A 15,229-nucleotide genomic window follows, 5' to 3' on the forward strand; every position below is an offset into this window, starting at 1 on the left:
ATCAGCCACTTAAAAGTTGGCACGCTTGATGCTCTATAGGGTTTGGAATAAGTCACTGTAAGCAAAGTACTTACAGCTAATAAAAATTACTGGGAGCCCTATATGTTCTGTATTCAATGTGAACAAACCATTCAAACCCCAACCTTAAAAGGCTGTTCTTTCGCACAAGGTATGTGTGGAAAAACGTCTGAAGTATCCGATCTTCAAGATGTGTTGGTGCATTCTCTTCAAGGTGTTTCTTTTTGGGCAAATTTAGGTCGCGCTTGCGATGTTATTGATACTGAAATTGATGAGTGGGCGCCAAAAGCATTCTTCGCAACACTGACTAACGTTAACTTCGACCCTGCGCGTATTATCGAGTTTGCACAACAATCTCACGAGTTTAAGCAGCGTCTAGAGCAACAGGTACGTGCGGCTGCTACATTGATCGGCTTTGAAATCCCAGCACTTTCGGCTGCTGCGCAATTCGATCTTCCAACAGATTCTTCAGAGCTATTGGCACTTGCACCTCAAGCTGCGGTAAACCGTGGTCACGACTCTCAACATGAAGATGTGATCGGTCTTCGCCTTCTTTGCCTATACGGTCTAAAAGGTGCGGCAGCATACATGGAGCACGCGCGTGTTCTTGGTCAAACTGACAATGCTATTTTTGCTGAATACCACGAAATCATGGCTTTCTTAGGTACTGATCCATCTGACCTAAAACAACTGCTAGATACATCTATGCAGATTGGCTTGATGAACTACAAAGTAATGGAAATGCTGGATAAAGGTGAGACAGATACATTTGGTCACCCTCAACCAACAACCGTGAACGTGAAGACTAAGAAAGGTCACTGTATTCTTGTTTCTGGCCACGACTTGCATGATCTAGAAAAGATCCTTCAACAAACGGAAGGCAAGGGTATCAATGTTTACACTAACGGTGAGATGTTACCTGCACACGGCTACCCTGAACTGAACAAGTACCCACACCTTGCGGGTAACTACGGCAGCGCTTGGCAGAACCAGCAAAAAGAGTTTGCGAACTTCCCTGGTGCCATCGTAATGACATCTAACTGCCTACTTAACCCAGATGTAGGTTCTTACGCAGACCGTCTGTTTACGCGTAGCATCGTAGGCTGGCCGGGTGTTGCACACCTTGAAGGCGACGATTTCAGCGCAGTAATCGACTGTGCACTGGCGCAAGAAGGTTTTAAACACGACGAGATCGAGCAAATGATCACTGTCGGTTTTGGTCGTAACGCATTGATGGAAGCGGCACCTGCGGTTGTTGAGCAAGTGAAAGAAGGCAACATCAAACATTTCTTCCTAGTCGGTGGTTGTGACGGTGACAAATCTGAACGTAGCTACTACACAGACTTCACAGCTCAAGCGCCAGAAGATTCAGTCATCTTAACGCTTGCGTGTGGTAAATTCCGCTTCAACAAAAATCAATTCGGTGACATTAACGGTATCCCACGTCTGCTCGATGTAGGTCAATGTAACGATGCTTACTCAGCTATTCAGCTTGCTCTAGCACTGTCTAAAGAGTTTGATTGTGGCATTAACGAACTTCCGTTAACGCTGGTTTTATCTTGGTTCGAGCAAAAAGCGATTGTTATCCTGCTTACTCTGTTCGCTCTTGGTGTGAAAGGTATTTACACGGGCCCAACAGCGCCAGCTTTCCTAACAGAAAATCTACTAAAGATTATTCAAGACGAGTTCGATATGCGTTCTATCTCAACGCCAGAACAAGATCTTAAAACAATCTTAGCGGCTTAATTTAGGCCAACTCAAAGCCCCGTTGTTGTGACGTTTTTCTAAAACAGACAACGGCGGGGTTTTTTAGATTTAAATCTTTAGTCATTTAATCATTAGCAAGGTACACGAACTATGTATGCATGGTCGGATAGCGATTCAATCAATTTAGTGTGTTTAAAGAAATGGCACGAGACGCCAGATACGGTCAGCTTTGAGCTTGGCCGCATTCCACAAGACTTACATTTCAACTTTAAGCCAGGGCAGTTCATTACCTTGGGTTTGGATATGCCGACGAAAACCGATTACCGTGCCTATTCTGTAGCATCTTGTCCTGAAGATAACCGCCTGAAGCTGACGGTAAAGCGTGTGGAAGGTGGTTTGGTTTCGAACTTTATTGTTGATGAACTTGATGAAGGTGATGAGGTTTCTGTATTGAAGCCAGCAGGTACGTTTAACTGTATTGATTGCATGCCAACGGCAACACAGAAAGTAACGCTAGTGAGTGCAGGTTGTGGTATCACACCTGTGATGGCGATGGCAAAGTATTGGTTGGCTCAAGGTAGTGATATTGAAATCGATTTTGTTCACATGGCACGTAATCGACGCGAGACCATCTACTTTGAAGAGCTTAACCAACTTGATGAGACACATGCGAACTTCAATTTAAGATTACTGCTGAAAGACAGTGAAGGAACAAAGGCTCCTCAAGGCCGATTAGATAAGAATTGGTTAGTGAAACTGAGCCCAGATATCTTAGATAGAACGGTTTATCTGTGTGGGCCTGTAGGCTTCATGCAAGACATAGAAAACTACCTGAAAGAACTTGAGTTCAACATGGATAACTTTTATCAAGAAAGTTTTACTCCAGCGACTCAAACTAATGATTCACTAGCCAATAGCAATACTGCTTCAGAAGAATCACAAGCGGAAGCGTCTGCAGATTCAAATGGTGCCGTTAAGGTGTTTGTTCCTGCCTTTGGCGCAGAAGTAGAAGCGGAGGCGGGCACACCACTCGCTGATTCATTAGAGAAAGCAGGCGTTCCGATTATTATTGCTTGTCGCAGTGGGATTTGTGGTTCGTGTAAGTGTAAAGTAACCAAAGGTTCGGTGGAGTCAAGCAGCCAAGAGACTTTGACGCCAGAACAGATTGAGCAAGGTTATGTACTCGCGTGTTCGAGCTCGATTCAGTCAGATGTTGAGATTGAGTTGTAACAGACGTGAAGTGAAGCTTTCCAAGAGTGATGAGGATAAAGTTCTTGTAATAGCGATAAAAGTTAGCTTGCCAGATGTAAAAAGGCCACTTAGATCAGATAGAGAGAGCAGATCTAAGTGGCAACCTTCCTATTTATACGGGGGAGTAAAACAAGAAGGGTTGTAAAGCCCGTTACAGACCCTGCAGATATAATTATTATGTTGTGGAGCTGGTTACCTAAAACTGTTTATAGAATCTAAGGAAGTCATAGAATCTAAGCAATTTACAGGTTCTAAGCAGTTTTTATACTTCAGGGTAAGTCTTGTAGCGCACACCCATCATTTGTTCCATACAGTGAACAACCTGACAGCTGTAGCCAAACTCGTTGTCGTACCAAATATACAACACGGCGCGGTTGTCTTGTGCGATAGTCGCAACACCGTCAACCACACCAGGGTGGCGAGAGCCAACCAAGTCCGTCGATACAATCTCAGTCGAGTCTGTGTAATCGATTTGTGCAGACAAAGCAGAAGACAGCGCCATTTCACGCAGGTACTCGTTCAACTCTTCTTTGTTTGTGCCTTTCTCAAGGTTTAGGTTCGCAACTGCCATTGAAACGTTTGGCGTAGGTACGCGAATCGCATTACCTGTTAGCTTACCTTCCATTTCCGGCATCGCTTTTGATACTGCTTTAGCAGCGCCAGTCGATGTCAAAACCATGTTCAGTGACGCAGCACGACCACGACGATCACCCGAGTGGAAGTTATCGATTAGGTTTTGATCATTGGTGAATGAGTGCACCGTTTCGATGTGACCAGACAGCACGCCAAACTTGTCGTGAACCGCTTTCAATACTGGAGTGATTGCGTTAGTAGTACAGCTTGCTGCAGAGATGATGGTGTCTTCTGGCTGAATAACATTTTCATTCACACCAAATACCACGTTCTTGATATCGCCTTTACCTGGCGCAGTCAGTAGAACTTTCTTCGCACCATTACACGCAACGTGTTGGCTTAGGCCTTCCGCATCACGCCATACGCCTGTGTTATCAACCACAAGTGCGTTTTCAATACCGTAAGCCGTGTAATCCACGTCTTCTGGTTTGTTTGCGTAGATAACTTGGATGAAGTTACCGTTAACGATGATCGCTTTGCGTTCTTGGTCTACAACAATGCTGCCGTTGAATTGGCCGTGTACAGAGTCACGACGAAGCAGGCTAGCACGTTTTTCTAGGTCGCCATCTTTGCCGCCACGTACAACGATTGCACGCAAACGCAGTGGATAACCCGGGCCACTTTTCTCGATCAACAGACGAGTGAGCAGTCGGCCAATACGACCAAAACCGTATAATACAACGTCACGAGGTTCTGTCATCGCATCGCCTTTAAGCGATTCGATGAGTGCAGTTTGTAGGAAATCATCCAACCCGTTTGTGTCTTCGCGATCTTGCCAGAATGCATGAGCAAGACGACCAACATCGATGCGACATGGAGATAGCTCCATAGAGAGAAGGTGTTGAATGATTGGTTGAGTCTGTTCTGCTGTAAGAGGAGAACCAGTGTAACGTTTTGCGATACGGTGAGCTTTGATGATGTCGATAGTTGTCGCGTTAACCAGGGTCTTACCGAAGAGGATAACCTCTACGCCTTTTTGACGGTATAACTGACCTAAAGTTGGGGCGATGGATTCAGCAATAGTTTGACTAGTTTGCCAGTCTAGGAGGTGCTTTTCGGGACTCATCTTTACTCGGGACCTTTCACGTTAAGTTTCTACATTCATGGCGGTTGTAGGGAAGCCAATCAGCATAGGGGATTTAAGGCATCAGGCTGTGGTCTTTATTGCCACTTGAATGTGCTTGATATGCCTTGTGTGCAACTTGTAATTTTTATGTGGCAGGATTGTAAGGTACGACGGGTTATTCTGCTAGGAAAAATAAATGCAGATAAATTATCTATAAAATTCCGATATAGTAGCCAAAAATCAACATTTTAGTGTTAATAAAGGCTATTGACTTTAACAATCTGTAGTACTTATTTTTCGACAAAAAATACTTATCTCAAAATATGATATGAAAACCTGGCCATGGTGAACACTAAAGGTGTGATCATGAACACGAGTTACACGTAAAAAGTAAACGACAAATAAGGCAATCAACGAGTTTTCCTATTCGACCTTTGAACAAGCTGAAGTTGAGTGCGGAAAGTACGTAACGCAAGCGTTTAGGTGTCACAAATTTAACCCAACTAACGGCTTGGTTAATATGTAGAATTATTATTGACTGCTGAATCAAACCAATGAGCTTTCCGGTCCACGCGTTCTATGAGTGATAATAACTCGATAATGCGTCGTTTCTTTAAGCTTCAATTGTTTAAAGCTCAGTTATATACACTCTTCATGCTGATACCTCATTTGTTTTTGGGAGTCGTTCTCCCTTTACCCTCTGATATGGATACCAGCGGCGGCTAATTTGTCATTCTGGGCTCGGAGTATCGTTTGTTCATATCCAATTTGATCAATAACTCCGGTTAATGTCCTATTCTTAACTTAGGCTAGAAAAAATCACTTACGGGAAGGGAGTCGTTATAAAAATGATAAACATGTCAATTAGATGGCGTCTTATTTTTCTTTCCACCGTTTCTGTATTCATCATGCTTGGATTTACAGTCAATGAAGTGTTGAAGAACGATAAAAAAATGAGTCACCTTGAGACAACCCGCATTAAGGTTGAAGCGCTTCAATCTTTTAATACTATTTCAAGTGATGCGTATCGATGGTTGGTTCTGTCTAATGATTCCCCCGAAAAAAGCCAATTACTATCAAGACTGCAAACTGAACTTGATAGGCTATCTCAGTTCGAGAGAAGACTTCAATCGCTCGACACTACTTGGACCGTCGAACCACAATTGTTAGAACTGAAGCGTGTGTTAGTTAGCCTAGGTGGAGCTGTAAAAAGTACAGGCGCAATTCCAAACAATGACAATACACAGCTAACAGAGCGCGCTTTCGATTTGCTAAAAGATGTATTAATGGAGTTGTCCGAATATCACATTAATTTAGTCGATGAAAAAATCAGTCAAACCGATGCGGTGTTTATCAATCTCACTAATTACGTATTTTGGACACAGAGAGAAGCGTGGTTAAGTTACCGCTTATATCGTTCTCCAGAACTGAAAGATCAATATCTGTTGAGTTATGTGGGTGCTTTAGAAAGGCAGCAACAGCTGTTAGCGACGTTTTTTCGCTCGGGTAGTCGCTCGCCTGAAATTAGAACACTATTAAAGACGTTTTCCAAAGACGAATTTCAAGACAGTTTTACTGGACGAATTCTGAAAGGAGATTTCTCGTCACCTGAAATATATGAGCATGTTGAAGGTTTAGAACGAAAGAAGCAGGCCATTTCAGAAGCGGTGAGTGCTTACACTCAACAACTTCAATCTGATTTGACCAGAAATATTGCGTTGCAGAAAAGACAAACTTTGATTATGACATTATTGATTCTTGTCGTTTCAGGTGTTTTGCTATGGTTGGGTATCGCGACTTCTTTACGTTTAAACCGAAACTTATCACTCATTTTAAAAGGGGTTTCTGAATGTGCGGATAGTTACGGTAAGCCTACGGTTATTGAAGTGAAAGGTAACGATGAGCTAGCCGAGTTTACTCAAACCCTGAATCGAGTAATGGAGCGTAATCATCAACACAATAAAGAGCTAATTGAAGCAAAAGAGGATGCGATTTCGGCAAACAAAGCGAAAAGTGCGTTCTTAGCTAATATGTCTCATGAGATACGAACGCCGCTCAATGGCATTATCGGTATGGCCGAGATCTTATCCCAGAGCCAACTGAGTGCTAACCAACAAGAGGTACTCGAAGATATAGAATCGTCTTCACATTCGTTGTTGGTGCTGCTCAATGATATTCTCGATCTTTCTAAGATAGAGTCTGGCAACCTAATGCTGTCGCCACATAATGCCGATTTGCGAGAAGCGGTTTATGACTCAGTGAGTGTGATTTTGTCGAAAGCGATAAGTAAAGATATTGAACTCGATATCAATATTGACGCTCAAACCCCACGACAACTGTTTTTCGATGAATACCGCGTTCGACAAGTGCTGACAAACCTGTTGTCTAATGCCATCAAATTTACGTCTAAGGGAATCATTACAACGGATATTGCTTATACACCGATGTCTATGGGCAGAGGTAAGCTCGAGTGTAGTGTATCTGATACCGGGATTGGAATTGAGCCTGAGAAGTTAGAATCCATTTTCGAACCCTTCACCCAAGAAGATGGCAGCATTACACGCCAATTTGGCGGCACAGGGTTAGGGCTTGCGATTTGTCGTCAACTTGTGGATTTGATGGGCGGTTATATTACCGCGCGTTCGCTGAAAGGAGAGGGCTCGACGTTTACTTTTTGTCTGTATGTCGATGTCGTTGAAACTCATGTCCAAACTTTCGAGACTTTAAGTCATGCGACTATTATCTCGAACTCTTTTAATTATCTCGATCAACTGGTTAAAGAGTGTGGTCGCTTGAACATCAAACCTAACGTTGTTTCATCTATATCGGCACTTGATGAGAGCTTAAAAGAAAGTGACTTGGTTTTTTATTGTCACACGCTACATCACTCTATGAGGAAAGATCTTGCAGCGTTAAAGGAGTTATATCCACTGACACGCGTCATTGTGTGTCAGCATCATTTATTTAAAACCAATCTCATACCAGAATCGGTCCACTCGACCCATACATTACCTTTTTTAGGAAGACGATTCCTAAACAGCCTGCAGTCTCTTGATATAGGTGAAGAGCAAGCACCACAGGTGGTATCAAAGGATGAAGAAGTTCGTGCCTTGAATCGACGTATTTTAATTGTTGAAGATAACCTGATGAATCAGAAAATAGCCAGTTTCTTCTTGGAGCAAGCGGGCTATGAATATTTGATTGCCAGTAATGGGCAAGAAGCGGTCGATGTGATAACCCAAGGAGCTCAGTTTGATGCAATCTTAATGGATTGTATGATGCCGGTTATGGACGGTATAACGGCGACTCGAGCGATCCGACAGTGGGAACTCGATCAGCAAGCTATACCACTGCCTATTATTGCGTTAACCGCTAGTGTTTTAGAAGAAGACATCAAAGATTGCTTTGAAGCAGGAATGAACGCTTATTTACCGAAACCTTATAAGTCTCATCAGCTTTATGATCTCTTTAGTAGTCTTGATATCGTCTAGTCGTTTTGTTGCCGAGCTCAGTTTTCATTGAGTGATGTTATTGTGAAGTGCCTTTAACGTTCTCTATAGCGCCATAGAGCTTCATTATTAAATGAAGAATAGGGTTATCTCCAAACGACTGCTAAGTATCTAGCGAACTTCCAAGCCAAGGTTGTACTGGGCAAGGCAACGACCTACGTAACTTATTTTTAGTAATGCAGCTACCAATATGGTACTGATGTGTGCGACGATCTGGATGGACAAAGAGAAATGGTCGGCCAAAGGGTAGGCAATGATAATGCTCAGTAGCATGAGCAAGGCAGTAATCGCTAAACTGAAGTTTGATACAGAAAGTAGAGTTTGAAAGCGTTGAGTCATTGTCTTCATATTGAATTCCTAATTGCCAATAATAATTATGATACTTGTTATCAATAGCAATTAGCGTTCCAGTTGTTCTAAATTAATATTATCAATGCTTTACATTGAATTTAAATACCAATAGGGTCAAATTGACTCGGGTGGATTTGCGGTCATTATGACTCGATCGTGTGCTTAATTACCATTGTCTAAACCCGCAAGTATCGATATGGAATCGAACTCCAGAATATAGCCCCAATCCAACGTTGTTTTTTTGCCCGAATTCAGCATGAATATTTTTAAGTTTAACGTGCAGATCGCTTCGAGAAATGCCGTTGGCAGGAACGAGATCTAAGGCACAGAATTCCAAATGTTTGCTTTGCAGAGCCCCTCCAGCCTGCTGGTTGTAAATCTTAGAACGTTCGCCTGAAACAGGGATAACAATACCAATTTCAGGCTCGATGTATTGTTGTATGTATTTCAAGGTATTGATCATGTTAGGCACGTTTTTCTTATTGGGAAGGGTAAACAAAGTGGTGTTACTCATTGCCCAGTCTGTTCCTTGAAGTAGCACTAAATGCAATGGCATACTTTTGGTCACACCAGCATCTTTGAGCTGTTGCCCAACTTCCTTTACTTTATCTTCTGCATGATTAAGAAGCATCCAACCTCGAAATGCCGATCGAGTTGGAACCTTGTAACCATGAACATCTACTACGAGGTCGTCGTAAGTGATTTCTGTCTCTTCAGTGTAAAGTCTCTCAAATTCTTCGGGGTAGGGCTGAGTTGATGATAGCGCTAAGGTAATCAGAATACTTGCGTACATAGGGTCACTCCATTGCTTGCGTTTACTTAGTAACTTACCTTCACTTGATAACTTGCTGTCACCAAATCATTTACGTTCAATTAAGTATAGACGATAGAATTTACGTACAAAAAAACCCACTACAAAGAGTGGGTTGCTAACATTATTGCAAGTCAATTTACTCGGTTAGATTACTTCTTACCTTGGGTTTGCTTGTCTTCTTCTGTTAGTTCACGAATACGACGGCTGATATCGCGACGCGCTTTAGAAATCTCTGCGCTCTTAATGATGTGGTCATCAACACGGTCTTCGTAGTCTGCTTTCATGTTTTTGATAATGCCTAAGATTTCGTCATGAGTCATTTCTGGCTTGATGTAATCAAGTAGGTTATCAAGGAGGTCGACACGCTTGCGGTTGTCGCGAACTTTCTTTTCGTTGTCTAAAAGTTCACGCTTAAGTTTGTTCTTACGTCGTGCTTGGTTAACAATTTCAAATACGCTGCTCATAGATTCCTTTTCCTATTCGTCAAATACGTTGTCTGGTTCTGATTAAAGCACATCAATTGATGATGTAACAGTCTTTAGATCAAAGCGAAAGTAAGCTTGTATAATTATTCGGCAGTCTCGCTGATACGTGATTGTTTTTATCTAAGTGTTCACGTTAGTATCCAGTATAGATACTGCATTGATACGAAATGTTAAATGAAAGAACAACAATTGGAAATAGTAGATTCGGTGGAGCATGCGACTGAATCTTCAGTAGAGAAAAACAAGCTTCGTGAAGCATATGTCCAAGAGCGTACTTATTTGGAAGTCGTGGAAATAGAGCTTAATCGTTCTAAGATCATATTGATTGATGAGCAAGGTAGAAAGAAACGAGTACCAATTTTGTCTGAGCACTAGCTATTACTGGCTGAATTGTTAAGTGTTGAGGTGGAATTATCAAAAATAATAAAAAGGAAAAACGATGAACACAGTACTTTCCCCAATTGAAGCGAGAATCATTGGTTGTTTGATCGAGAAAGAAGTGACTACTCCCGATCATTACCCACTGACACTGAATAGCTTAACAACGGCTTGTAATCAAAAGAGCAATCGTGACCCAGTTCTTTCTCTGTCAGAGTCAGATGTTTTAGATGCGGTTGATGGTTTGATTGCGCGTCGCATGGTGAGTGATGAAAGCAGCTTCAACAGCCGTGTTAATAAGTATCAACATCGTTTCTGCAATACTGAATTTGGTGATCTGCAGTTTACCGAGCAAGAGCGTGCGATTATTTGCTGTATGTTACTTCGCGGTGCGCAAACACCCGGTGAACTTCGAACTCGAACGGGCCGCCTAGCGAATTTCAATGATGTGAAAGAAGTGGAAGCTACGTTAGAGAAATTAGCTGCAAGAGAAGCTGGTGCATTAGTGGTCAAACTTCCTCGCGAAGCTGGTAAACGTGAATCTCGTTACCAACACTTGTTGAGTGGAGAAGTTGATGTTGAAGCGTTTGAGACGGCATCTGTTGGCGCGGCTACGCCATCTGCGACGAGCGAAAAGTTTGAAGAACTTGAATCTGAAATCGCAAGCCTAAGAGCAGAAGTGGCGGAGTTGAAAGAGTTGGTTGAATCACTGCTTTAAATGACGACGTCTAATAAAGATGCGGATTGGGTCGTGTATCTGATCCGCAATAAAAACAACGCGCTCTATTGTGGAGTAACTAACAATTTAGAGCGTCGTTTTGAACAACATCAGCAAGGTAAAGGTGCAAAGGCCTTAAAAGGTAAAGGTCCACTTAAGCTAGTTTGGAGTTTTAGTGTCGGGTCTAAAAGTGAGGCATTGAAAACCGAATACGCGATCAAACAATTGCCCAAATCTCGTAAAGAAAAATTGGTATCACTCAAATTAATCATTGAGTGGCAAGAAGATAAAATTCAATATACCGAAGTCTCATAAATCATAGCTAAAATATTCACTATTGAACTAATTATTAAGAATGAAGAATTGTACGATACTTTTTAAGTTATTGATTTTTAATAAATATAAACCGTTTTGTTGTCTTTTTGATACTTGCATTAGGGCCATCAGTTTTTATATCAATATCAGATTGACTAATTACTCATTTGGAATGTCGTTCTAATTAGTTTTAGACGCTATCATTTATCGTCGTTGTCCTACATAATATATTTCAGCCATACAAAGAGATGGTGTCATGCTAGGTTAAAAAATGAGCCAAAGTAGCTCATATAAAACGAGAAAAATATGAAACGTTTATTGATGTTGTTTGGACTTGCCGTATTTTCTGCGTCCGCTCTCTCCCACGGTACCCGTGTCCTCAATGGGTATTGGGAATACCAGGATTATCTTGCTAAATTTCCAGAACAAAAAGCGCTGACGGATAAGATGGTCGAAGCTGTACAAAACCACCCCGTGCCATTAAAGCGAGCTCAAGATAGACCGATCACAATTTCTGTTGTTTACCCTGGCCAACAGATCTCCGATTATTGGGTCCGAAATATCCAAGCCTTTGAGAAACGTCTCGACAGGTTAAGAATTAATTACCAAATAAACCAAGTGTTTACTCGTGTCAATGCGGATATATCTCAGCAGAGTATTTCTTTGCAAGAGGCGATTGAAAACAAGACGGATTACTTAATTTTTACGCTAGATACAACTCGACACCGTAAATTTATTGAGCATGTATTGAGCTCTACGGATACCAAGTTGATCCTGCAAAACATCACCACTCCAGTACGTGCGTGGGCAGACAGGCAGCCATTTATGTATGTGGGTTTTGACCATGCAACAGGCAGCTTGAAGTTGGCGGACTATTTTAAACAAGTGACACCTCCTAACAGTAAGTACTCGGTTCTATATCGTTCAGAGGGCTACATTAGTGATGCTCGTGGCGATACCTTTATCCATGATGTAAACACCGATACTAATTTTGATCTCAAGTCTTCTTTCTACACTAAATCAGATAAGGAAAGTGGTTACCAGGCAGCTAAAATCAGCATTGCGAACAATAAGGATCTAGACTTTATCTATGCATGTGCAACTGATGTCGCTCTAGGTGCTGTAGAAGCGATTCGTGAGTCGCGTAAAGATATCTTAATTAATGGCTGGGGAGGCGGTTCTGCTGAACTTGAAGCGATTGAGAGAGGTGACTTAGATGTTACTGTCATGCGAATGAATGACGATACGGGTATTGCGATGGCAGAAGCTATCAAATGGGACCTTGCTGGGTTGGAAGTTCCTACCGTTTATTCTGGTGAGTTCGAAGTTGTCACCAAAGAAGACTCTCCGGAACGTATTTCAGAACTTAAGAAGCGTGCATTTAGGTACTCAGGCCAATAATGAAGAAAAGCTACGCCAATACACCAAGAAACACTTTAGCCAAATTAATTACCCGTATTATTATTTTAGTGATAGGGGTGATGGCGCTTGGCGTGCTTATTCATAATTATGAGACCAGTAGTAATATTGTGAAACAAGAGACCAATCGAACCGTTCAGCAAACATCAAGCCTGATCCAAAACATGTTCGACTACCGTTTGTCTGTTCTTCAAATTCACCAAGATAGTAGTTCACACAGTCAAACTTTAAGAGGGTATTTTGATACTCATAATGAAGAGGCGTTGAGCTATTTTTTCTTTGGTGTTGATCAGCGGGAGCCTGCTCACGCGCCAGATTTACGCTTTATTTCTACTCATAATGGTCTAGTTTGGGACGATGGAAATGGTCAGTTTTATGGTTTAGACAATACTTCATTAGAGAGTATCTCTAATGAAGTATCGTTCAGTAGTAATTGGCATTTTTTGAAGCTAGCCACCGATATTGGCGACCGCCATTTATTGGCACGAAGAACACCCATTATTGATAACGCGACCGGTGAGGTTCTTGGTCAGTTATATATTGCCATTGTGCTAGACAATAACTTCTCTCTTGCAGAATCTATCCAACAAGGAAGTAATTGCGAAAATATTGTCATCGAGGCTAATGGAGCGCCAGTTACTTCAACGTTCAGTGGTGACGAAAGCTATACGATAACGGATATTCTTGCTTACGAAGTCCATGATGAATTACCTCTCCACTTCGTCACTATCACGACGATTCAGATAAACGCCGTTGATACACCACTCACTATTCGAGCGGTGCAAAAAAACACCAATTTTATTGAGTTAGAAGAGAATTATGAGCGCGCCATTATTGTCGTGATCGTTGTGATCGTCTTTATGTCCTTCTTTACGCGAGCTTGGATTCAAAGAAGAGTCGCGGCTGAGCTCGATAAACTGATGAACTTTACCCGTTCCGCAAGTGACAATGATGAATACAACAAGTTTGATGGTTCCAATATTTTCGAGTTCCATCATATTGGTTGCACGCTAGAAGATACCTTTGAACGTTTATCTGAACAGAACCAAAAGTTCCAAGATCTGTTCAATTTTGCTCATTCACCCATTTTGGTCTGGTCTGAAAAAGGCGATTTGATTCAGATGAACCCGGCAGCTCGCATGGCTTTATTCGATGACGATGACAACTATGGTGCGATGGCTCAAGAGTTTGAGAGTCGTATGTTGCCGAACATTCAAATGGTGGTTCAAGGCGCGAAACTGACGGGGATTAATGTGCCAATCGGTGAAAAGGTGTTCCGTTGGAACATGTCTGCGATTCGCGTTGAACACGGTATTACAGGAGTGGTGGTTCAAGGGCAAGATATCACTAAGCTGATAGAAGCAGAGAGACAGGCTGATCGAGCAAGAGAAGAAGCTGAGCATCTTGCGAATGTACGAGCCGACTTTTTAGCTAAGATGAGCCATGAGATTCGTACGCCGCTAAACGGTATTCTAGGTGTGTCCCAGCTGCTTAAACGTTCTTTACAGGGAGAAGATAATCGGGGCCAAGTCGATGTACTTTGCAACAGTGCTGAACACTTACTGGCGGTACTTAATGACATCTTGGACTTCTCTAAAATCGAACAGGGTCAATTTAATATACAGAAAAAAGACTTTCGCTTAACGGAGTTGGTTAATACGTTGGATAGTATTTATCGACCGTTATGCGAGGATAAATCAGTTGTCTTTAGTATTATGAATCATTTAGTTGATGACGTTGAGATATACACTGATCAAGTTCGACTTAACCAAATTATGTTTAACCTATTGAGTAATGCATTGAAGTTTACTCATCAAGGCAGCATTTCAGTCAACTTTGAGCTAGAAAGTATTTTTAACTCCGACAAAGCCAGCTTAATTGTGCGAGTCAAAGACAGTGGTATTGGTATTGATGAAAACAAGATCGATGCAGTTTTTGAACCGTTTGTACAAGCAGAGGAGACCACAACTCGCGAGTATGGCGGCACTGGTCTCGGATTAACGATTGTAAAAAACCTAGTCGATATGCTTGAGGGAGATATTCAAGTTCGCAGTGTCATGGGTCAAGGCTCTGAGTTTATTGTTGAATTACCGGTTGAATTGCATTCAAAGTCGTTGTTAGGTTACAAACCACAAGCAGAGATTGATCCTGAAACGCTTTTTAGTCGACCTTTAGAAGTATTGTTGGTAGAAGACAATCACACGAATGCATTTATCGCACAAGCTTTCTGTAAAAAATATGGAATGATCGTGACTTGGGCTAAAGACGGTTTAGAAGCAATAGAAATGGCAAAGGCGAATACGTTTGACCTCATTCTAATGGACAACCAACTGCCTAATTTAGGAGGGGTCGAAACCACTCAGAAATTGAGAGATGAGATTGTTTTGTCAACACCTATCTATGCCTGTACCGCTGACGCTCAGAAGTCGACTAGAAACAGCTTCCTAGCCGCCGGGGCAAATTACGTGATTGTAAAACCGATCAAGGAAGAGTCTCTACACCAAGCTTTTGTACATTTTAAAAACTCTTACTGGGAGCAACAGGACTAATCTTTAGCAAAAGCAA

General features: G+C 41.9%; 12 protein-coding genes. 8 read left to right on the forward strand and 4 right to left on the reverse strand.

The features are described from left to right. Positions 1–102: 102 nt before the first annotated feature. Both hcp and IQO02_RS08990 read left to right on the forward strand, forming a co-directional pair. Positions 103–1,764, forward strand: coding sequence for a hydroxylamine reductase (gene hcp / locus IQO02_RS08985; RefSeq protein ID WP_010428613.1), 1,662 nt, complete (start codon positions 103–105; stop codon positions 1,762–1,764). A 111-nt stretch (positions 1,765–1,875) separates the two neighbouring features. Then, the gene (locus IQO02_RS08990) at positions 1,876–2,955 is read left to right on the forward strand and encodes a hybrid-cluster NAD(P)-dependent oxidoreductase (protein WP_016769129.1); all 1,080 of its coding nucleotides are present in this window, start codon (positions 1,876–1,878) and stop codon (positions 2,953–2,955) included. A gap of 283 nt (positions 2,956–3,238) precedes the next feature. On the opposite strand, the gene IQO02_RS08995 is transcribed toward IQO02_RS08990, so the two are convergent. Continuing rightward, positions 3,239–4,675 (reverse strand): glyceraldehyde-3-phosphate dehydrogenase, encoded by a 1,437-nt coding sequence (locus IQO02_RS08995; RefSeq protein ID WP_010428618.1) that lies wholly within the window; start codon positions 4,673–4,675, stop codon positions 3,239–3,241. 908 nt (positions 4,676–5,583) lie between these two features. Here IQO02_RS08995 and IQO02_RS09000 point away from each other — a divergent pair. Further along, positions 5,584–8,166 carry an ATP-binding protein gene (locus IQO02_RS09000; RefSeq protein WP_016786461.1) on the forward strand — a complete coding sequence of 861 codons (2,583 nt, stop codon included), beginning with the start codon at positions 5,584–5,586 and terminating at the stop codon, positions 8,164–8,166. A 129-nt stretch (positions 8,167–8,295) separates the two neighbouring features. Here IQO02_RS09000 and IQO02_RS09005 read toward each other — a convergent pair whose 3' ends face one another. The 3 genes from IQO02_RS09005 to IQO02_RS09015 form a co-directional block, all read right to left on the reverse strand. Further along, a complete protein-coding gene (locus IQO02_RS09005; RefSeq protein ID WP_010428622.1) occupies positions 8,296–8,532 on the reverse strand; it encodes a hypothetical protein in 237 nt (78 codons plus the stop codon). 169 nt (positions 8,533–8,701) lie between these two features. Continuing rightward, positions 8,702–9,328 carry a D-Ala-D-Ala carboxypeptidase family metallohydrolase gene (locus IQO02_RS09010; protein WP_016769133.1) on the reverse strand — a complete coding sequence of 209 codons (627 nt, stop codon included), beginning with the start codon at positions 9,326–9,328 and terminating at the stop codon, positions 8,702–8,704. 170 nt (positions 9,329–9,498) lie between these two features. Then, positions 9,499–9,813 carry a DUF496 family protein gene (locus tag IQO02_RS09015; RefSeq protein ID WP_004730049.1) on the reverse strand — a complete coding sequence of 105 codons (315 nt, stop codon included), beginning with the start codon at positions 9,811–9,813 and terminating at the stop codon, positions 9,499–9,501. A gap of 195 nt (positions 9,814–10,008) precedes the next feature. On the opposite strand from IQO02_RS09015, the gene IQO02_RS09020 reads away from it, so the two are divergent. From IQO02_RS09020 to luxQ, 5 genes are all read left to right on the forward strand, one after another. Further along, positions 10,009–10,209 carry a hypothetical protein gene (locus IQO02_RS09020; RefSeq protein WP_016769134.1) on the forward strand — a complete coding sequence of 67 codons (201 nt, stop codon included), beginning with the start codon at positions 10,009–10,011 and terminating at the stop codon, positions 10,207–10,209. A gap of 64 nt (positions 10,210–10,273) precedes the next feature. Further along, positions 10,274–10,930 carry a YceH family protein gene (locus IQO02_RS09025; protein WP_010428637.1) on the forward strand — a complete coding sequence of 219 codons (657 nt, stop codon included), beginning with the start codon at positions 10,274–10,276 and terminating at the stop codon, positions 10,928–10,930. Next, on the forward strand, positions 10,931–11,245 hold the full coding sequence (locus IQO02_RS09030) for a GIY-YIG nuclease family protein (protein WP_010428640.1): 315 nt from the start codon (positions 10,931–10,933) through the stop codon (positions 11,243–11,245). 306 nt (positions 11,246–11,551) lie between these two features. Continuing rightward, positions 11,552–12,646 (forward strand): autoinducer 2-binding periplasmic protein LuxP, encoded by a 1,095-nt coding sequence (locus tag IQO02_RS09035; protein ID WP_010428642.1) that lies wholly within the window; start codon positions 11,552–11,554, stop codon positions 12,644–12,646. Continuing rightward, positions 12,646–15,213: a quorum-sensing autoinducer 2 sensor kinase/phosphatase LuxQ gene (gene luxQ / locus IQO02_RS09040; RefSeq protein ID WP_010428645.1), complete on the forward strand. Its 2,568-nt coding sequence runs from the start codon at positions 12,646–12,648 to the stop codon at positions 15,211–15,213. Before IQO02_RS09035 ends, luxQ begins: the two co-directional genes overlap by 1 nt. The last annotated feature ends 16 nt before the right edge of the window (positions 15,214–15,229 follow it).

The sequence above is a fragment of the Vibrio sp. OPT24 genome (assembly GCF_015163545.1).
GTDB lineage: Bacteria > Pseudomonadota > Gammaproteobacteria > Enterobacterales > Vibrionaceae > Vibrio > Vibrio cyclitrophicus.